The 20,432-nt window shown below is 60.0% G+C and carries 18 protein-coding genes; 5 read left to right on the top strand and 13 right to left on the bottom strand.

The genetic code is table 11. The annotated features are described in order from the left end of the window. The 11 genes from VIM12_RS04915 to VIM12_RS04865 all read right to left on the bottom strand — a co-directional run. On the bottom strand, positions 1-953 hold a 953-nt coding region (locus VIM12_RS04915), incomplete at its 3' end, for a Tar ligand binding domain-containing protein (protein WP_331940490.1). A 100-nt stretch (positions 954-1,053) separates the two neighbouring features. Further along, complete coding sequence (locus VIM12_RS04910) at positions 1,054-1,563, bottom strand: chemotaxis protein CheW (protein ID WP_331940489.1); 510 nt, start codon at positions 1,561-1,563, stop codon at positions 1,054-1,056. A 17-nt stretch (positions 1,564-1,580) separates the two neighbouring features. Then, entirely contained in the window at positions 1,581-3,767 is a 2,187-nt protein-coding gene (cheA, locus tag VIM12_RS04905) for a chemotaxis protein CheA (RefSeq protein WP_331940488.1), read from the bottom strand. A 45-nt stretch (positions 3,768-3,812) separates the two neighbouring features. Next, entirely contained in the window at positions 3,813-4,178 is a 366-nt protein-coding gene (locus tag VIM12_RS04900) for a response regulator (RefSeq protein WP_331940487.1), read from the bottom strand. 72 nt (positions 4,179-4,250) lie between these two features. Continuing rightward, positions 4,251-4,796 carry a chemotaxis protein gene (locus VIM12_RS04895; protein WP_331940486.1) on the bottom strand — a complete coding sequence of 182 codons (546 nt, stop codon included), beginning with the start codon at positions 4,794-4,796 and terminating at the stop codon, positions 4,251-4,253. Positions 4,797-4,845: 49 nt separating this feature from the next. Further along, positions 4,846-5,793 carry a flagellar motor protein MotB gene (motB, locus tag VIM12_RS04890; RefSeq protein ID WP_331940485.1) on the bottom strand — a complete coding sequence of 316 codons (948 nt, stop codon included), beginning with the start codon at positions 5,791-5,793 and terminating at the stop codon, positions 4,846-4,848. A gap of 39 nt (positions 5,794-5,832) precedes the next feature. After that, entirely contained in the window at positions 5,833-6,693 is an 861-nt protein-coding gene (gene motA, locus VIM12_RS04885) for a flagellar motor stator protein MotA (protein ID WP_331940484.1), read from the bottom strand. Between the two features lie 195 nt (positions 6,694-6,888). Further along, the gene (locus VIM12_RS04880; protein ID WP_331940483.1) at positions 6,889-7,683 is read right to left on the bottom strand and encodes a class I SAM-dependent methyltransferase; all 795 of its coding nucleotides are present in this window, start codon (positions 7,681-7,683) and stop codon (positions 6,889-6,891) included. 36 nt (positions 7,684-7,719) lie between these two features. Further along, on the bottom strand, positions 7,720-8,274 hold the full coding sequence (gene flhC, locus VIM12_RS04875; protein WP_331940482.1) for a flagellar transcriptional regulator FlhC: 555 nt from the start codon (positions 8,272-8,274) through the stop codon (positions 7,720-7,722). Positions 8,275-8,309: 35 nt separating this feature from the next. Beyond that, complete coding sequence (flhD, locus tag VIM12_RS04870; RefSeq protein WP_331940481.1) at positions 8,310-8,627, bottom strand: flagellar transcriptional regulator FlhD; 318 nt, start codon at positions 8,625-8,627, stop codon at positions 8,310-8,312. A 1,163-nt stretch (positions 8,628-9,790) separates the two neighbouring features. Then, the gene (locus VIM12_RS04865) at positions 9,791-13,765 is read right to left on the bottom strand and encodes an RNA-directed DNA polymerase (RefSeq protein WP_331940480.1); all 3,975 of its coding nucleotides are present in this window, start codon (positions 13,763-13,765) and stop codon (positions 9,791-9,793) included. A 688-nt stretch (positions 13,766-14,453) separates the two neighbouring features. Between VIM12_RS04865 and VIM12_RS04860 the strand changes: the two genes are divergently transcribed. After that, positions 14,454-15,143, top strand: coding sequence for a hypothetical protein (locus VIM12_RS04860; protein ID WP_331940479.1), 690 nt, complete (start codon positions 14,454-14,456; stop codon positions 15,141-15,143). After that, positions 15,140-15,475: a hypothetical protein gene (locus tag VIM12_RS21280; protein WP_414691749.1), complete on the top strand. Its 336-nt coding sequence runs from the start codon at positions 15,140-15,142 to the stop codon at positions 15,473-15,475. The genes VIM12_RS04860 and VIM12_RS21280 overlap by 4 nt, the downstream gene beginning before the upstream one ends. A 485-nt stretch (positions 15,476-15,960) precedes the next feature. Here VIM12_RS21280 and VIM12_RS04855 read toward each other — a convergent pair whose 3' ends face one another. Beyond that, complete coding sequence (locus VIM12_RS04855) at positions 15,961-16,275, bottom strand: helix-turn-helix transcriptional regulator (protein ID WP_331940478.1); 315 nt, start codon at positions 16,273-16,275, stop codon at positions 15,961-15,963. A gap of 220 nt (positions 16,276-16,495) precedes the next feature. Between VIM12_RS04855 and VIM12_RS04850 the strand changes: the two genes are divergently transcribed. The 3 genes from VIM12_RS04850 (at position 16,496) to VIM12_RS04840 (ending at position 18,634) form a co-directional block, all read left to right on the top strand. Then, positions 16,496-16,873, top strand: a complete 378-nt coding sequence (locus tag VIM12_RS04850; protein ID WP_331940477.1) for a hypothetical protein — start codon at positions 16,496-16,498, stop codon at positions 16,871-16,873. 822 nt (positions 16,874-17,695) lie between these two features. Then, positions 17,696-18,235, top strand: coding sequence for an RNA 2'-phosphotransferase (locus VIM12_RS04845; RefSeq protein WP_331940476.1), 540 nt, complete (start codon positions 17,696-17,698; stop codon positions 18,233-18,235). A 24-nt stretch (positions 18,236-18,259) separates the two neighbouring features. Then, on the top strand, positions 18,260-18,634 hold the full coding sequence (locus tag VIM12_RS04840; RefSeq protein ID WP_331940475.1) for a hypothetical protein: 375 nt from the start codon (positions 18,260-18,262) through the stop codon (positions 18,632-18,634). A 206-nt stretch (positions 18,635-18,840) separates the two neighbouring features. On the opposite strand, the gene VIM12_RS04835 is transcribed toward VIM12_RS04840, so the two are convergent. Then, complete coding sequence (locus tag VIM12_RS04835) at positions 18,841-19,236, bottom strand: hypothetical protein (protein ID WP_331940474.1); 396 nt, start codon at positions 19,234-19,236, stop codon at positions 18,841-18,843. Positions 19,237-20,432 lie beyond the last annotated feature (1,196 nt).

Genomic DNA, 20,432 nt, shown 5'->3' with positions numbered 1-20,432 from the left:
GCATTCTCGGCATTCTGCTTCACCGTCGACGTCAGCTCCTCCATCGACGACGCCGTCTCCTCCAGCGAGCTCGCCTGCGATTCCGTGCGCGACGACAGGTCGGCATTGCCCGACGCAATCTCGCGCGACGCCACGCCGATGGTCTCGGTGCCGGCGCGCACCTGGCTGACCGTGCGCGCCAGGCTTTCCGTCATCAGCTTGAGCGCCGCCAGCAACTGACCGGTCTCGTCGTTCGTGCGAATCTCGATGTTCTGCGACAGGTCGCCCTCCGCGACCGCGCGCGAAACGCGCACCGCTTCGTTGAGCGGCACGGAGATTGCGCGCACCAGCCACCATCCGATCAGGGCCGCGAGTCCGACGCCGATGGCTACGGCCACCAGGGACACCGCCCGCACGGTCACATAAAGGCTCTGCGTGTTGTCGAACTCCCGCTTTGCGACGCCCTGCTGCATCGTGACCAGCGCGTCCACCTGCTCCTTGAAGGCGGCGTAGGTCTGGCTCATCGGCCCGGCCATGTACTCCATTGCCATCTGCACATTGGCCGCGCGCAGCGCCTCCACCGTGGGCTTGAGCCCGTCGGTCACGAATCTGGTCCGGCTTGCGGCCACCTTGTCTGCCAGCGCGCGCTCTTCGCGGGTCAGGTCGGCCGCGAGAAAGGTCTTCCAGATCGCATCCGCCTCGGCCACCCGCTTCTCGACTTCATCCATGCGCTTGTTGACGACGGCGGGATCGCCGTTCACCGACTCTGCCACCGCCATCCTGTCGTCGCCGATCAGCGTCACGATGCGGGCGAGCTGCCCGCTCGGCACGAGGCGCCCGTCATAGATCGTGTGCAGCGAATTGTTAGCAGCGCTCAGGCTGCCGATGGCGATGATGCCGCTGCCCACGAGCAGCAGCGACAGGAAACCGATCACGAAAATCAGGCGGGACTTGATGGTCAGGTTGTTCAGCATATCGTCTCCATTTGTCGAGGCCGCCGTCTTGTGCTGCGGCCTGCTTTATTGTTTTGTCCTGCGGCGCCGGCCGTCTGCGCGGCCTGGCGGCGCCCTGGCATTACGCCGCGATCTTGTCGATCAGGCCCATCTCGGTGCTCGACATCAGGCGGTCGATGTCGACCAGGATCAGCATGCGCTGCTCGATCGTGCCGAGGCCGATCAGATAGTCGGTATTCAGCGCCGTCCCCATTTCGGGGGCCGGCTTGATCTGCTCCGGCGAGAGCGTGATCACGTCCGAAACACTGTCCACCACCATGCCGACCACGCGACCGCCGATGTTGAGGATGATGACCACGGTGAACTGGTCATAGGTCGGCTCGCCAAGCTTGAACTTGATCCGCATGTCGACGATCGGCACGATGATGCCGCGCAGGTTCACCACGCCCTTGATGAAGTCGGGCGCGTTGGCGATGCGGGTCACGGTCTCGTAGCCGCGGATCTCCTGCACCTTGAGGATGTCGATGCCGTACTCTTCCTTGCCCAATGTGAAGGCGAGGTATTCCTGGCCCGCGATATCGCGGTCGGCCTTGTCTCCGGGGAGGTGGGCGGCTTGTGCTGTCTGTGTCATGGCGATTGTCCTTGTTATCAGGAGAAAATGGATTCATCGGCGAGCTGACGGGACGAGCGCAGGAGCGCTGCCACGTCGATGATGAGGGAAACGCCGCCATCGCCGAGGATGGTGGCGCCGGAAATGCCTGCGACCTTGCGATAGTTCGATTCGAGGTTCTTGACCACGACCTGCTGCTGCCCGACCAGGTCGTCGACGAACAGCGCAGCCTTCCTGCCTTCCGATTCGAGGATCACGACGATGCCCTGCGAAGGATCGGTGAACGTCGGCTCGATGCCGAACATCTGGTAGAGCGGGATCAGCGGCAGGTAATCGCCACGCACCTTGACTACCCGTCCCTGCCCGCTGATTTCCTTGACGTCGGCGGGGTCCGGCTGGAGCGACTCGACCACATAGCCGAGCGGCAGGATGTAGATTTCCTCGCCGACCTTGATCGACATGCCGTCCAGGATCGCCAGCGTCAGCGGCAGGGAGATCGAGATGGTGGTGCCGAAGCCGCGGGCCGAACGGATCTCGACCACGCCGCCCATGGCGGTGATGTTGCGCTTGACCACGTCCATGCCCACGCCGCGGCCGGACACGTCGGTGACGGTCTCGGCAGTGGAGAAACCGGGCGCGAAGATCAGCTGCCAGACGTCGCTGTCGGGCATCCCCTCGCTCACCGCCAGGCCCTGCGCGGTGGCCTTGGCCAGGATCTTCTCGCGGTTCAGTCCGCCGCCGTCGTCGGTCACTTCGATCACGATATTGCCGCCCTGGTGGCCCGCCGACAGCGACAGGCGGCCGGTCTCGCTCTTGCCCGCGGCCTTGCGCACCTCCGGCATCTCGATGCCGTGGTCGATGCTGTTGCGCACCAGGTGGGTGAGCGGATCCACGATACGCTCGATCAGGCCCTTGTCGAGCTCGGTCGCGGCGCCGTGGGTGACGAATTCGATGCGCTTGCCGAGCTTGGTCGCGAGGTCGCGCACCATGCGCGGGAAACGCGAGAACACATAGTCCATCGGCATCATGCGGATCGACATCACGGCTTCCTGCAGGTCCCGGGTGTTGCGGGTCAGCTGGCTGACGCTGCTGAGCAGGCGCTCATGCAGGATCGGATCGAGGTTGCCGGTGCGCTGCTCAATCATGGCCTGCGTGATCACCAGTTCGCCGACCAGATTGATCAGCTGGTCGACCTTCTCGATGCCAACGCGGATCGACGTGGTCTCGGCATTGTGCGCATGCGCCGCCTTGTCCGCCTCGCGCTTGGCGGCAGCCTTCTTGTCTTGCGCCACGGACTCCGCCGCGGGCGCCGATGCGGTCACCGTCGCCGCTGCCGCTGCCGCGGGCGCCGGTTCGGTTTCGCCGCGGGCGGCGGCTTCGCGCGCTTCCTTCATCACCGGCGTCTCGAAGTCGTCGAAGAATCCATACCCCTGCTTCGCTTCCTGCGCGGCCTTGCCCGCGGCCGGCGCAAAGTTCTCGAGCGGCTCGAAGAAACCGTAGCCCTGGGCTGCTTCCTGCTCCGCCTGGGCCGTGCTGGCCGGGGGCCGCGCGTCCTCCTCCGTGATACGCAGTTCGGCGGCGTCGACGATGAACGAGCAGATGGCGACGATCTCGTCCTGCGAGCAGGCGCCCGACAGGATGAAGCAGGTGTGCTGGTTCGGCAGCGTCGTCCTGCTGATCGCGCCCAGCAACCCGAGCTCCGCCATCAGCGCGTCGGCGTCGCGCTCGGCAACCTGCGGCAACTCGATCCGGAAACGGCGGTCGCCCGGCATGGCCGCGCGTTCTGTCCCGTCGGCAGCCGAGGCGAGGGCAGTCACGGACGCCGCCGGCGCCACCTCGCCCTGCGACAGCGACTGCAGCAGCATGCGGGCGTTGCCGACCGCGTCCTGGTCCACCGGCGTGTGCAGGCGATGACCGTCAAGCTGCATCTTGAGCACGTCCTTCGCCACCAGAAAGGCGTCGACATGTTCGGCCGAGAGCGCCATCTCGCCCTTGCGGATCTTGTCCAGCAGGGACTCGAGCACATGCGTGACATCGGTCAGGTCGGTCAGCCCAAACGTGCCGGCGCCGCCCTTGATCGAATGGGCCGCGCGAAAAATGGCGTTCAACTCCTCCTCGTCGGGCGAGGCGACGTCGATCGCAAGGAGCAGCTTTTCCATCTCGGCGAGAAGCTCTTCAGTCTCGTCAAAGAACACCTGGAAGAACTGGCTCATGTCAATGGTCATGTTCGGGCTCCGTCATCATGCATGTGCTCCACCGGCGGCTGAGGCTCAGCCAATGACTTTTTTCACCACTTCGGTCAGGCGCTGCGGGTCGAAGGGCTTCACCAGCCAGCCGTTTGCCCCTGCCGCGCGTCCCTTCGACTTCATCTCGTCGCTCGATTCGGTCGTCAGCATCAGAATCGGCACCTTCTGGTACGTCGGCAGTCCGCGCAGGGAGCGGATCAGCGTCAGGCCGTCCATGCGCGGCATGTTCTGGTCGGTGAGCACCAGGTCGAACACCTGCGTCCTCGCCTTGTCCAGGCCGTCCTGGCCATCGATCGCCTCGGTCACCTGGTAACCGGCCGCGCGCAGGCTGAACACCACCATCTGCCGGAGCGAACCCGAGTCATCCACTGCCAAAATCGTCTTTGCCATCTTCGTTGCTCCTGATACTCGTTGCCGGGAAATTCCCGCTATTCCTGTTGTCCGCCATTCCGGAGTCGTCGGCTAGAACAGCTCGACGTCGCCGCTTTCCATGTGGGTCTGGCACACTGCCTTCCACAACGCCTTTTCCAGCCTCGCGCTCTGCGCTTCGAGCACGCTGTCGATGCTGGTGAGCGCGCTCAGGATCTCTTCCGCGCTGCCGTCGGAAATGCCGGTGCTGCCGGTGCTGACGCCGTCCAGCACCTCGCGCAGCCCGGTCACCCGCTGCACCACCCGCCCGATCAGCTGGCTGGTCATGTCCTGGAACTGCAGGCCGGTGACGGCCGCGTTCACATGCATGCCGATCTCCTGCTGCCGCGCCCGCAACTGTCCGGCGACGGCATCGGGCACCGCGGCGCTGGCGAGCAGCGTATCGATCTCCTGCTGCTGCGAATTCACCGCTTCGTGAATGGCCATGAAGCTGGTGCCGAGCTTCTGGATCGCCTCGACCAGCAGGATGCTGGTTTGCGCAAGGTCGGTTTCGATCTCGGCGAGGTGCTGCGTCCCGTGGTCGGACAAGTTGGACAGCAGCTGCTTGACCTGCGTCCCAAGCATCTTTTCTCTCGTCATGGCTGTGCCTCGTCCCCCATCTCGCCTGTACTGCCCGCGAATATCCGTCTCATGGCGCGGCCGCCTTCTGCGCCTCGGGCTGAACAAGCTGCCCCTGCGTCTGCACTTCGACGGTGCCGCCGTCCTTCGAGGCGGACTCCTCCGCCTTCTTGTTCATCACGATGATGCTGATGCGCCGGTTGACCGGATTGAACGCGTTGTCCTTGTCGAACAGGACGGCGGACGACAGGCCGACCACCCGCAGCACCTTGGTCTCGTCCATGCCGCCGGCGATCAGTGCGCGGCGCGAGGCGTTGGCGCGATCTGCCGACAACTCCCAGTTGCTGTAGCCCTTCTCGCCGCTGGCGTACGGCGTGGCGTCCGTGTGTCCGGACAGGCTGATGCGATTCGGCACGTCGTTCAGCGCCTTGCCGATTTCGAGCAGGATCTCCCGGGTATAGGGCTGCAGGTCGGCCTTCGAAAGCGCGAACATCGGGCGATTCTGCTCGTCGACGATCTGGATCCGCAGGCCCTCGGTGGTGATGTCCAGCAGCAGTTGATTCTTGAACTGCTTCAGCACCGGGCGCGCCTCGATCGCTTCCTCGATCTTCGATTTCAGCGTGCGCAGGCGGGCCAGTTCATTGCGCTCGAGCTCCTGCTCGAGCTCCCGCAGGTGGGCCGCCTGCAGGTTGTAGGTCTTCTTCATCGCCGGGTCGTCGCCCTTCTTGACCTGGCCGTCCTTGCGGGTCAGGTCCTTGCCGCCGCCCTGGATGACGCTGGAACTGTCGCCGGAGCCCGAGCCGCCCGACATCGCCACCTTGAGCGGCGTCTTGAAGTATTCGGCGATGCCCTGCAGGTCGCCTTTCGCGGTCGAGCCCAGCAGCCACATCAGCAGGAAGAACGCCATCATCGCCGTGACGAAGTCCGCATAAGCGATCTTCCAGGCGCCGCCGTGGTGTCCGCCGCCGCCCTTCTTGATGCGCTTTACGATGATAGGCCGCAGCCCTTCGTCAGCCATGTGCTCCTGTCCCTAAACGATATCCGTTGTGATGGCCGCTTACTTCGACTTCGACTGCTTGATGTGGTCCTCGAGCTCGCCGAACGAAGGACGCTCGGTCGAGAACAGCACCTTGCGCCCGAACTCGACCGCCAGCGCCGGCGCATAGCCGTTCAGGCTGGCGAGCAGGGTCACCTTCACGCACTGGAACATCTTGGACGACTCGTGCAGCTTCTGCTCGAGCACGCTGGCGAGCGGCCCGACGAAACCGTACGCCAGCAGGATGCCGAGGAAGGTGCCGACCAGCGCATGGGCGATCAGGATGCCGAGCTCGGCGGGCGGCAGGCCGACCGATTCCATCGTGTGCACCACGCCCATCACGGCGGCGACGATGCCGAAGGCCGGCATGCCGTCGCCGAGCTTGGCGATGCAGTGCACCGGGATCTCGCCCTCCGCGTGGTGGGTCTCGATCTCGTTGTCCATCAGGTTCTCGATCTGGAACGCGTCCATGTTCCCCGCCACCATCAGGCGCAGGTAGTCGGTCATGAACTCGGTAATATGGTGGTCGGCCATGATGCCCGGGTACTTGCTGAAGATCGGGCTTTCCTCGGGCTTCTCGATGTCGCCTTCGATCGACATCAGGCCTTCCTTGCGTACCTTGCTGAGAATCTCGAACAGCAGGGTCATCAGCTCCATGTACAGCGCCTTGGTGTACCTTGAACCCTTGAAGACGGTGGGCAGCGCCTTGAGCGTCGCCTTGATTGCCTTGCCGTTGTTGCCGACGAAGAAAGCGCCCGCCGCGCCGCCGCCGATCATCAGCAGCTCGAGCGGCTGGAACAAGGCTGCGAGGTGACCGCCCGCCATTGCAAATCCGCCGAAGACGGAAGCGCAAACAATGATATATCCGACAATGACTAGCAAGACGCGGTGCTCCGGGCGTGGTTAAGGGTCTGTATGACTGCCTGGGAATATTTCCCACGTTCAACCATTTTGCCAATTCAACGGCAGGATCACAACCAGTATCTGACCGGTTGTCGCCGAATCGCCCTCACTTCTCGAAAAGGGTAATGCCGGTTACGTCGGCAGCAGCCAAAACTTGAGCGCGCGGCCCTGCTGTCAGAGGCGCCAGCCATGCAGCAACGGCCCGTCCGGCAACGGCCGGAGCACCAGGTCGGCCGCCTTTCCCGGTATCGGGAATTCACAGCTCAGCAGGAGCGCGCCGGCGCGCATCTCGCCGCGCGCCTTCTCCCATAGTCGCGGCATGGCCGCGGGCGACAGGTAGGCGAACACCACGTCATAGTCGCCCAGGTGCAGTGCCTCATAGTCGCCAAGCCGGAAATCGGCCCCGCTGCCCGATGCCGCTGCCCGCAACCGGCTGACCAGCCAGGGCAGCGGCGCCAGTTCAATTCCGGCGAACCGGCCGTCGCGCCGCTGGCGTGCCAGGTGCAGGCTCAGTCCGCCGAAGCCGCTGCCGATATCGATGAAGGAGACCGGCCGGTCTTGCGGCAGCAATCCCGCCACCGCATCCCAGGTCGCGCGGCGCGACGGATAGTACGGCACCTGGGTACGGAAGCTCGACCAGTAAAGCAGCACCAGCGCGACGAAGGCGGCGAGGAACAACCAGGGCGGGAGACGCAGCGCATGGGCGACGGCCACGGCTGGCGGGAACAGCAGGTGTATCCAGGGCCACCAGCGCGCCATGCCGGCTGCGCGTGCCAATCCGGCGGCGAGCAGTGCCTGCAGCATGACCGCATGCGCGATCGTGAACGGATATGCGGTGAGTTGCGCCGCCAGTTGCGCCGCCGCCAGCACCAGCACCAGCGCAACCGACTGAACCAGCAGCGCCTGCACCGCCGGCATTCGCAACAACGGCCGCGGCGCGGCGCGTGGCGGCTGCGACCTGCTGCTCATGGAATCGGGCGGAGGGAAGAGGAAGCGAAAGCGGATTCAGGCCCCGGTCGATGCGGACGCCGCATCTTCCCGCGACTTCTTGGTCTTGCCGGCCCGGGAGGGCATGTGGCAGAGCCCGCAGGTATAGCCATGGTTGAGGTCGAGACGATGCACGACAAACTCGCCGCCGCACTTGTTGCAGCACGCCGTCTCCAGCATCTTGCTCTCGAAGAAGCGCACCAGTGTCCAGGCGCGGGTGAGCGACAGCACCGGCTCGCCGCTGGGGTCGGGTTCCACCTGCTCCAGGTAGAGCTTGTAAGCCTTCATCACTGCCTCGATGCCGCTGATCTGCGCATGCTCGACCAGGTACTTGTGGATGTTGATGAAGAGGGAAGAATGGATGTTCGGCTGCCAGGTGATGAACCAGTCGGTCGAGAACGGCAGCATGCCTTTCGGCGGCGACACGCCCTTCAGCTCCTTGTAGAGCTTGAGCAGGCGTTCGCGCGAGAGCGAGGTTTCGGATTCGAGCAGTTGAAGGCGGGCGCCGAGGTTGATGAGCTCGATGGCGAGCTGAATTTCCTGTGCTTCGGTGACTACGCTCTTCTTTGTCATGTCGATTCCGTGTGTTTCACAAATCCCGCGGCGGCTCAGGCCACCTGCTCGACCGGCTGCCCCGCCATCAGGATCGCCGCGTGCGAATGCGCTAGCTCGCGATCCTTGTTGTAGTTGGTCAGCATGCCCAGGATCGCGCCGTCGTCGAAACGAAAACGCGCCAGCATCATGTTGGTACCGGCAAGCTTCAGCAACTGGGAGGTATTCAGGCCTTCAATCAGGTCGGCGATCGCCGCGCTGATGCCAAGGCGGAAGATGGCGCTTGCCTTGTCGGAACGGATCATCTGCTGCGCAAGCATCAAGTAGCTCAGGTTGGCATCCCGAATTTCCGCCAGCATGTCGTTCGTATTCATTTCACCCTCCGTTGATCGGATGCCGGTTGATGTTTCCGTGGGGCATCGCTGTGAGAGTGATTCTCCAGAGTAACTTGTTTCGGGGGAATTAGTGATTGTCCGTATTTCTCGTCGGACGAAAGACGACAAGCCCTGTCAGCTTTTGTCTTACAAAAGCCGGACAGAGCATGTTGCGCGCCGTGTGGGATGGCGCCGGGATTGGCTTCGGGCTTGGCTCGCGGGCGTTTTCCGCACTGCGTCGCTGCCCTCCTGCCGGTAACTATTTTTTTAAAATCGCTTGCGTTTCATTAGCAGCTTTGCAAGCAACCGCGACGTTTCATGCCGCGGGTTTCGTCACTTCCGGAGGTGCTACTGTTGCTTATCGGCAGCAGAATCGCCAACTTTAGGGCTGGCTGAAAAATTTTTGCTTATCCCGCCTGCCCTTCCCCGGTAACGGCACGGCAAGGGCGGAATTTAGGGTGTCGCGAAAAAAATGTTTGGAAGTTGCGGACGCGCTCGGAGCAAGGCAACCGAAAGACGGACGGCCGGATGACGAACGGACAGGTGGATGGACGAATGAAGCGGCAGAGCGTTGGCGGCGGCGGGGGGCAGATGTCATGGAAGGGAAGTCCGTCCACCAGGCCCGGCGCGCGGGCCGTTGGCGCCGCGTTGCCTTGCCCCCGGGTTGGGCCAGGACCCGCCGCGGGAGATTCAGAGTGCGAGGCGTGCGATTCGAGGGCCGAAAAACAAAACGCCTGATCCTTCAGCAAGGACCAGGCGTCTGTCTGGTTTGGCGGAGACGGAGGGAGTCTTTACCCCCTACGTAAGTCGTTGATAACCCTACGTTTTCCTACAACGGTGTAGCACCAATCTAGCACAACCAGGGCAGCAGTCAACGGGCACATCACCTCCGAATAACCTTGGGCCGACCAAGCCACCGCCCAGTCGGCAGGCGCGATTTCGATGCTCACCTCGCTGACGTTCCGCCAAGGGAATCTGCACTCCGCATCGCTCGTTGGCGCGGCTCCTCACCCCACTGGTAGTCGCCGCCTCGCTGCACAAATCGCAGTTCATCGGAAAACGAACCGCCGTTGATAGCATAGGTACTCGATATGACCTGGAGCTATTCTTTGTAGTCGCCAATCAACGGAAATCACGAGTTGAAGCCGAGCGCTGCCCGGATATCACCCAGGTCGCCCCCGGTACCCGGCCGGCGGTGACTTCAGTACTTTTGGAGCCTTGGGCGCCGATGTGGACTTAAACAGCGACGGGTCGACCTCGAACACGCTCACAGCCACTTGCTGGTTACCATGGACATGCGCGACGAGGCGCTCGTGCTTGGGCAAAGGCACTTGTGCCGTAGAACCGCCAAACTCGCCCGAGTTGGCAAGAGCTACCGGCTGGTACATATGAAAGTGCAGTGCGGCAATCATGTTGTCGAAGGTTTGAACGTCTTGGTTTAGTGCGGCAACCAAGAACATGTCCGACCTATCCCGGAGGTCGGCCACCAGGTCCAGGTCCGTGGCGTCGTAGCAGATAGCAGCCGCGATGCGGGTCCGCGACTTCGCGCCAATTGGCAATTCAACCAAGGTCACGTGCGGACGATGGCCTTTCACACCCATCTTCACCTCGTCCTTCATCGGGTGATGCTTGCCCTGCCAAACATACTGGAACGCTCGCCCATGCCCTGGGGACTCGGTACGAATCAGCCACAACCCTTGATTGACGGTGCCGCCCGCCTTGTGAGAGTGCAGGAACGTCAAGCCCGAGAAGATGTTGGCTCGCACCTTGTCGGATAGCCGTCTTAGCAAGAAGACGTGTTCCGGATGCACAGCCAGCTCAGGGAACAGGATGACATCGACCACCGGGCCGTCGGATTTGTCGGATGCCTTCCCGGAACCTGCCGACGCCCAGGTCTTGAGCTTCTGATGGGTTAGCCTGCAAACCTCGGCCAGATGGCGGCGATGCTCTGCCAACGCCCCCGCCGTCCAGTGCGTCGGGTCCTTGTTATCAAACTCATCCCGCCGCGGACGCATAGGCTGGACGATGGCCACCCGCAGTGGCCGGTCGTTCAAGGCCTCGTGGTCATCGACAGGAACCACGTACATCGGCGTCCTGCTTCGCCGGCCGAACAGTCCGCGCTGCACTGCGATTCGTTCTTGGACAAGCGCGAGCAGTTCAGCAGCGGTTCGGACATCGCCAGCAGCCGCTGCAGTATACGCACGGAACTCAACCCCTGGCCATTGCAGGAGGGTTGATAGCAAGCCTGAGAGCCACGGCGACACCGGTCCAGGCTCATCCAGCAGGCCGCGCCCGGAGTTCAATAGGCCAAAGCGCCGCTTGAACCAGGTACTGCGCAGCCCGCTGTAGCGACCCACTTCTTCGGTAACAAGGAAGCGACGGCTCGTGAAGTCAAACTCTCCGGTCAGGGCCGAGCGCAGGATGCGGCCCAATCCATAGAGCCAGGCCTTTTCCGGCGCCACCCACGGCGGACTAGCGTACAGAGGGTTGAGCCTATCGCCCGGCTCAATCGCTTCTACTCGCAGGAAATCATGCTGCTCCGGCAATTCGGCGAGTCTCGACCAGTCATCACATCGCAGCACAATGTCAGCTGCGCTGATACCTGCGGACAACACCTCCTCGGCACCGGGGTGTCGAAGCAATGCTGCAGCGAGCATGAGCACAGCGTTCTCTTGGTCGAACAGATTATTCGATTCACTGATGACATGCAGGAGGGGTTGAGCGCCCTTCTGTTTGCCCGGGGACCTCCGCGAGCCGCCTATCCGCTTATTGACCTGAATTAGCGCCGTAGGGACAAATTGACGCCAGTTCGACGCTCGTCGGCCATTCAGCGCCGCCATCAACAGGTCCGGTCGGCTCAGTGCCACGGTACGCACGACTCCCTCTCGCACCTGTTCGTCGTCAGTACGGCGTAGTCCTTCCGACAACCACACGCCGAAGCGTTTTACATTTGGCTGAAGCTGCTGCGCCACCATGGCCAGCGGGATGACGCTCCTCAATGTGTCGCCACGGGCGGGCTCAAACAATGCCGCACGTTGCAAAGCCGCGTACATCTGCACCTCGGGGAGAACTTCAGCTACCGCAGCGAGCGAAGCATCACCAATGGACGCTAGATAGAGGCGGGCTTGCTGACGCAAGTACCAGGGCGACGAGGGCCGTTCCGTAAGAACGCGGCGCGCAATTGCACCGAGGTCCTCACGGTAACCCTGGATATCCACTCCCTCTGGGTACTCTTCCGGCTCACGGAAGCCAGTCTCCACGGCACCGGCCCGTAAGAGGTCGGCCAGAACATACTCGGCCACGCGCACCTGCTTGCGCTTGGCAGAATCCAAGTCCGCCGGAACATCGAACAGCTTGATGCTCAGCGCCTCGGTCACTGGACCCAGCAGGCGGGGGTGAGGGAATAGGTCCAATCCGCATCGCAGCAGCAAGGCCAAGGCTGGGTTCTCAGCCCAGCACTTGATAAGCTTGCGAGCCGTAGTCTCAAACTCGTGCGACAGCACCACGCCCTGTGTTACCTGGTCGCTCAACGTCTCCACCGAGCTTGCCGGGCCCTCTAGGTCTGTCATTGCCAGCCGGTGCCGCATCAGTTGAGCAATGCGGGTCGCAACGAACCGCTTCACGGTGTCATCGCGCACGTCTGTGTTAGGCACCGCGACGGTGGCCAATGCCAATCTCGAGGGCTTGAGGTCGGGGACGGTCTCAATCTGCTCTGACATCCACAGCAGCCCATCGAGACCGCCTGCAGCCTGGGCCAGCGACTCCAAGTCGAAGGTGCCGCTCAACTCCGCATTGAGCATCTCCATTAGGGCCGAAACATGGCTCTGCGCGGAAATCGCTCGGTATGAGGTGGCCACACACTTGTCCGGAGACAGCTGGAGCGCCTTCTTCGCGCCGATGCGGTCGCAATGGGCTTGCAGAACCGAGGCCACATAGCACTTGACGTGCTCCAACACGATAGCTTGGCACAGCCCACTAGCCCCGCTCTTGGCCTCGACAACGAGACGCATGTCGTCGACGTACCGGCAGTAGTCCAGCAACCTGATGTCGTCGCCAATAGTGGTGCCTTCAGCTGCATACGTGTGCATGTCACGGTCGAAACGAACCAGATAAGCGTTCGCAAGAAATCCCGATGCGACCAGCCCTTGAGGCAACCCGAGCTCGAGCTGCTGATGGTCGTCGCCAAGAATTAGCACAGCTTGTTGGTGGTCTTCAGTGCGCCATTGCCAGGAGAAGACCCGCGCCGCACGCTCCCAGAACACCCCGTCTGCTGCCAAGACGTCCGGCAATCCATGTGCTGTCCGATGCTCGACCTCCAGGCACTGCAACTCTTTGAGCAAAGCGCAGCGGTCGACATGGTCAAAGAACGACTTGATGTCAAGTGACACTACGTACAGTTCACGCCTTGGCGGCATTTGGGATACCAGTTCAGCGCAGACACGACGAGGGCGCGCGAGGAAGGTTCGGTAGTCGTGAAAGTATTGGCGATAGGTGCGGCTGTTTCCCCAAGAGAACTGGGCGCGAGGCCTCGTGCCTGCATTTACAACCCAAGTGCAATGCAGGCGGTTTCCGTAGCTCACCACGCCACTTGCGCGCATCGCGAGCAAATCGGCCCCCGTCGTATCACCCTGTGCGGACTCCACCGCCTCCGCTAAGCACATCATCACCGCCGTGGCCAACGTCTGGTCGCGAATGGACAGGTGGGCCAATGGCCGCAGCTTTTGGGGCGGCTGCTTCGGCCCAGATGCCGTGCTTGGCCCATCAGTCTGCACCGGTTCGGCGGGACTCCACTCCTCGAAGCTTGGTTCTGACGCCAAGTCGTTGAAGTCGAGGTCCAGCGACCGGTCGAGCGATGCATTACCGTCCGCCGGTCGAAACGACCACCGAGCATTCTTAGGCGCCGGGACGAGCAGGAGGTCCTTCGGTCGAAAGTCGCCTTGGCAGACCTCCGTCGCCCACCGCACCAATTGGTCTTCCAAGTCGATGGTCGAGACGTCCAGCTCCAGAACGTCGGCATACCAGTTGTGCCGACGGATATAGGTATGAGACTTCTTCCACGCCTGTGCAAGAACGACCACGTCGGATAGCTTCTCTCCCCGCGGCGGGAGGTCTTGATATTCTTGTTTAATGACGGACACTCAGCCCTCCCTTGCCGTTTTATGTATGGTTCCTGCCGAAATCGCCCTACGCCTGAGAATCACGCGAAATTCAACTTTGGCAGTTCAGGCGCTTGCTGTCGCTTGAACAAGAGAGCCTCGTCCGTGCCGGGTGGCAGTTCGAAGGAGACGATAATCAAATCCATCCACTCTGCAGTCACGAAGGTTAAGAAATACGTATCGCGGTCGAACGACTGCAATCTTTCCAATATTCAATCTCGACTATATATTATCTTGTCTTCAGCGTTCCTACCGGAGGGAGCCGTCCGACAAGAAAAACGCCCGTCGGCCTGCAACTTGTAAGGCGCCGTCCTTCTTTTCGGCTTACTCCTTTGAACCCATTTACAAGTCGACAAGTGCGGCATCGAAAACTCGTATGCCCACAGCCTAAGTACGCCGACAGCTTAGTTCGACGCTGCAGCCAGTGACAGTTACATAGATGGAAAAACAGAACATTCGGAGATATGATTTGTTATCTTGTCTACTCCCGAGGGTTGCAATGTGTTCCTGTCGAGTTCCGTCGCCTCCCTCCCAGCCTTCGGTTCAGCCACCAAAGCAAACATGCAGCGTGGTCCGTCCTGCGGTTTCAGCTACCGGCCTCACCCGTAATTCCACGAGGACCGAGGGCTTCTCACAGCTTGGGGTGAGCGGCCATTCTGGGAAGTTAAGGTTGGATGTATGTACCGAAGAATTGCTCGAAGCGCTAAACAAATTTCCAGGGTCGGAAAGTGTACGGCTTTACGTGGTCGATACGGTCAAAATACGGCGCGCCGGCGTATATGAGCAGACGGGAAGTGAGCCGAACTTCGAAGGCGGGCTGGGGACGCTCTGCACTTGTAAGCATCAGATGCGCTCCCGGTACTCAACCGAGTCTTGGGCATCCGGGGTCTGGGTGCTCGGGTTAACGGGTCTGAGCCGCTGGCGTCGAGGAGAACAACCCTTCTATTACCTTATGCGCATAGCTCAGGCGTATGAGTCGCAAGCGGACTTGTTTCAGGCGCTGGAGGCGCAAGGACGGCTCGAAGTGCTGACAGCAAAGGATTCCCGCACGTCCCAGCTGGGCGACATATTTGCGCCGAAGCGACCATTGTCGAACGAAAGCCGATTCAAGCCGGACAACTACCATCCTCCCATGGACGGGCATGCGCACAGTCATGCCGACAACCCATTTGGCTGGCATAACGACATCTTTTACGATGGAACCAGTCACACCGGGCCACCGTTACTCGTCGGCGACCCAGAATATACCTTCGTGTGGACCCGACCAATAGTCCGGCGACGCAATCCCTACCCTATCAGGGATTATGAAAAATGGACTCTGTCTAGGTTGCGCAGCGTTATCCTTGGAATCGATGAATGAATGTGGTGTTGCTAAGAGTGGGCATAGACTCTGGTTCGGGCGGTATGCAAGGACCATTGTTTGCGGACGGTTCGTTCGAGCTCATTCCTATTCCGGACAACAAAGGCCATGGACCTACCTGCGGCACCACACTGGGTGTCAAAGGCACTCCGCTTTCTGAGTATTTTTCTCCCTCTCGACGAGGGGCGATGTCCACCAAGTCGATGCATTTGGACCCGGAATTCGAGACTTTTACGTACGGCGACCCCACTCCACCGAAAGCGAGCCTTCGAGCGTTAAGGGCTGGCGACATGCTGGTGTTCTATGCGGGACTCGAGGGATGGGACCATTAATCTTCCGCAGCGTTGTACATCGTTGGATATTTCGTGGTCGAGTGGGCTGGCATTGCCGGGGCGGCCCACGAGGAACATATCCGGATGTGTGGCGCTAACTTCCACGTCAAGTATGAGCAGGTCTATAAGGAGCAATGCAACCGGTTAGTGCTTGTAAGAGGTGGTACCGGCAGCCGTCTCCTTACTAGGGCCCACTGCATTAGCACCCTCAGCAGGGACCGGGCAGGCAATCCATTGAAGGTGATTTCGCCCGAGGATATTTGGCGACTTCGGGGGACGCATCTCTTTGCAACGTAGCCCACCACGCTGGGTGGCGCCGCAGTACGTGGAGCGAGCTCGGACGTTTGTCGAGGGACTTCGATAGAACACTTGCGGAGCATGCGATGTGGCAGTTCGCCGCCTTCCCGCATGTAGAGTTCGCTTGCCGTCCGGCCCAGACGTAGCAGTTTCACCGCGTGCAACCACAATTCAACGCCCGACCTCAATTAGATTTCGCCTCGCTTGCGTCTGTGACCTGTCGACAGTTGCCTAGGACCGTCGTCCGCATTCTCGTCCACTGGACGAAAGAGTTCCATCGGGTCAATCCCTAGTCCCCGAGCTAACCTTCCAATGTTGGAAAGGGTCACGTTTCTAAGTTCACGCTCGACCTCGCTCACGAAATTGCGATGAAGGCCGGAGCGCTCAGCAAGGTCGTACTGGGAGATGTTTCTTTGAATTCTGAGTGTACGAAGATTACGTGCAAACAGTGCACGAAGAGCGGATTCAGCGTCCACCTCTTCTTTTTCTTTACCTGTAGACATGACGGCTAGCATGGCTCACCGTACGCACAAAATCTACTCGATATATGTTGGCAAGGTTTACGTTGGCAACATATATCGTTACACTTGACCTCTCGCTATTCAGCGGTGACATGACGACGTATCTCCTTGGTTTCTGGCAGAAGCTCATTCTTTTAAGTGTGTAGGCCTGTATCGCAACCGTACTCATCATGCCACCGATTCTTGAACTACTGGAAATGACATGGACGCAACACGTTGGAAAGCTGAGTTCCTCCATCGGGAGGGCGACGAGCTGATGCCGAAACAACTTCCTGTCGAGGTGCTCATCCGGCTTGCCCGCTCGATGGCAATGTACAAAGACGGCGCGCTCGACCGCTTCGAGATGGAAGGCGTGTGGGACCTGTTGAAGTACTGGATTGAGAAGCTTCTCGACGCGCAGGACCCGAGTCGGCTGCAGCGTTTCCAAAAGAAGACGGACGAGCTACTTCCAACCCTGGCGGACGAGCTCGACCTCTGGATACGCATGGAGCTCGTATCTCGCCAAATCGGCTATCCCATCTACACGATTGCTATTACAGGGCTCTTTGCCACCCAGTTCGCAGCCAAAGGAGCCAAGTAGAGATGTCTGGTTCGCATATATCGTGGGACGATTCCGAGTGGCGCATCTCAGAAGTGCCTGACGACTTCCCGAGACTAAGGGCCGAGGTGATAGGACTACAGCCCTTGTTTTCATCTGTCGCCTATAACCGAGGGTACTGTCCGCCCGGCTGCACGCCCCCGGAGGTTCATGGACGGTGGGTAGTCTTCGAAGAAGTTGCTGCGAACGTGGCTATGCGAATCGCAACGGACAAACACGCAAAGGGTTCATTGGCACGGAAGGGGCAGCTTCTCGCCGACTTGGTCCGGCGGCTCCTCGAAGCGGATTGCGGTTCAGTCGAGGAAATGCGTTGGGTTGCCCGGAGAGCTGCCAGCTTAGCTGGATTCACAGCTCCGGAATCGGCTCTTCCGCGGGCGCCCGCGGCGTTACCCTCCCCTTTCGACGCTTGGACATTGAAATCGGCACCAAGCAAACGCGAAGTAGGTGGCCGTCACGAGTGACCTCATGAAAATACTAGGACGATTCAGGTGCCTGCAGTGCGGTAGCGTCCAAAACGGCATCTCGGAACCGGACGCGCTAGCGCAGGTTGAGATGTTGAACCGCCATCTGGCCGACCTACCTCAACAAGAACGCGAGCAATGGTATGGAAGCGGCTTAATCTCCATTGCCCGCTATAGGTGCTGCTTTTACTGTGGGTCCTCAAGCGAGCAATTTGAGCCGGTGACCGACCGACGCGTCCAGGCCGTGACGAACCAACTAATCGTTGCGCCCGGTTTGTCAAAAAAAGGATAACTCGCAGATATGTCTACTTCGTGCGGCCCGCAGCCGCTCCTGGATAAACAGATGAGTGAACTAAAAAGCAAGCTACTGAGTCGCTGGCTTCGTCATCGCCCGGATGCCATTGGACTTACCCTCGACAAACAAGGGTGGGCCGACATCGACGAACTCTTGGCAAAAGCAACAGCCGCTGGCAGCCCGATGACCAAGGAGGAGCTGTTGAGCATCGTCGCCGACAACGATAAGCAGCGATTTTCAGTTAGCGACGACGGGCTCCGTATTCGCGCCGCCCAAGGGCACTCAGTTGCAGTTGACCTGAAACTGCCAATCAGAATCCCACCGCCGGTTTTGTATCACGGCACCGTCAGCGGTTTTCTTCCTCAGATTCGGAAATATGGCCTTCTCCCCGGGCGTCGGCATGACGTGCACCTGTCTGCGACATGGACCACGGCGGTAGCGGTTGCAGCACGGCGCGGCACACCGGTAGTGCTGGTCGTTGAAACGCAGGCTATGGTAAGGGACGGCTTTAGCTTCAGATGCTCGGACAATGGCGTTTGGCTTACTGCGAACGTGCCGTCAAATTATCTTCGGTTTCCGGACTTGTAAGCATCACAGCCCTTCAAGGAAAAGATGCCGTTAACAGCAAATTACGAAGACGTCCCGGACGACTATCCACGCGTCGAAATCGCAAGCTCCCTTTCCGGAGCACAGCCAAAATTCTCCGTAGTTGAGTATGAAGGGAAGTTTTACATCCCTGGGAATACTCCCCCGGAACGCTGGCATGATTGGTCTTACAGCGAATCGCTCGTGCAGCACTTTGTTAAGCAGTGTCCGGAAACGAAGCGCGGGAAGCGCGCGCATATGTCAGAAGAAGACATCATCGCGCAGTATTACGAGCGGGCTGTCGCCGCTGGTGGACGATACGGGACAGAAGCCCAGCTCAAATGGTCGTTCAGACGGGTGGCTAAACTACTTGGTTGGCCAGTTCCCGATGTCTGCAACTGAAAATGCAGCCGGCTACCATCTTCCTCTTATCAATCTTAGAATGGACTGCTCGGATTAGTGAGAGGCGCCCCACGAACTGAAAATATCTTTTCAGGTGTTGGCACGGCCGAGACTGCGGATGTCTTGTGTTGCAAGGTTGGGACAGCAGAAAGAAAAACGGGGTGGCCTCAGGCCCCCCCCCCTCTCCGGGTCACAACCCGTAGCTCCTACTCCGCTCGGTCAAAAAATGCCTGAGGGGGGAAATAGCGGATATAGTCGAAAACCCGCTTTTGTTCAGTCACAGATTCCCAAGTATCATCGTCATCCCAGGCCGCTTTCCGCAGCTGGATAGGATGGACTCCCATAAGCCACTGCAGGTCGGTGACATCCTTCAATGGAACCGCATAGCAGTGTCGCTGGAAGATTGCTGCCGCTTCTCGAAGTATTCTTTCTACTGAATGCGGCTCCTGATACTGTGCCAGCTCAACCGCTTGTTTGAAGTAGTCGCGTGCAGAAACGGGGTCCCGGTCCAACATCGCGATTCGACCGGCCATGGCAGGTAGATGATACTCACCTAGACCGCCATTCTTTGCTACGTGTTCGCGGAACAGGTCTAGTGCCATGAGGGCTCGTTCACGGTCGCCCTTTTGACGAATAACGCCCTGACTGCAGAGTAGTTCCGCAAGTAATTGAAAGCACGCAGGAGGAGGCGCCTCGAGTATTGCTGAATTGGTCGCTTCCACGATGGGGGCCCGAGCCGCGCTCAAATCGAATGCTCTACCTATGCACGCCGAAATCTCCCTACGAAAGCCGTTTTCTATGGACGATACGCAAAGGGCAACCCAGAACCATAGTCGATACCGCTCGTTCGTCTCTAGGCCGTACAACTTACGAAGTAACGGGAACGAGTCCTTTCGCGGGGCGTTCTTCCCGGTCTCCCAAATGCTCATTTGGCCAAGCACATCAATGGGTTCCTCCCTGGCTTGTAGCGCGGCCTCTCTCTGTGACCACCCCTCAAGCTTGCGAATCCACCGTAAGACTTGACCTACCGGATTTGGCTCGACAGTTCCTTTGGGGAGAATTTTCCTCAGGGCGCCGATGCCCCATCTTTGCTCCAACCAACTGAAGTCCACGGCAAGCCGTTGAGCAAAAAAGGTAGCTCGCATAATCTCTGCAATCCGTACCGTGGGAAGAGCTGCCCCGGATATCTTGTGCACAAATTCCGTCAAATAGACGTCAAGGACCCCTCCAGCCTTGCAAATACCGCCTTGCTCATCTCCGGGGTCAACCATGTCGCTCCTAGCTCATCTTTAAGACGGGTCCAGAGTTTCGGGAAATCGACTACGACTCTCTCGCCCAACCTAGTCGATGTTTCAAGGCTTGCGTAAAGCCTTCGCTTCCCCGTTGCGAACTGCCGAACATCGGCATAGAGCACGCTGTCGTAAGGGACGAGATGGCTCGCCCTTACAAATTCATCCAGCAGCATTCGGACATCCGGGAAACCGAACATTCTTGGTGTCGACATTGCTCTCAGTTCTTGATTAGTTTCGCCTGGTTTCGCATAGCCTTCGACATTGTGTCGGCCGCGAACGTATCCTTTTCAATCTGACCATGCTTTTTAGCAGTCGCGGAGTATACCCGGCTCGCGGCCTCTATAGTCCACGGCGTTTTCACTGTAGGTCTACGTCTTGGAGCGGGCCTTGGCTTGACAAGAGGTGGGAGAGGCGACGGCTTCGAAATTTTCGTGTTGGTTTTGGAAGCGGAAGGTTTGGAAGTGGGTTTTGACATGGTTTTCTCCTAGTTCAAGGTCATACAAACG

Source organism: Noviherbaspirillum sp., from assembly GCF_036563305.1.
Classification (GTDB): domain Bacteria; phylum Pseudomonadota; class Gammaproteobacteria; order Burkholderiales; family Burkholderiaceae_D; genus Noviherbaspirillum.
The sequence above is the reverse complement of the archived record's forward strand: the minus strand, read 5'-3'. Positions and strand labels throughout refer to the sequence as shown.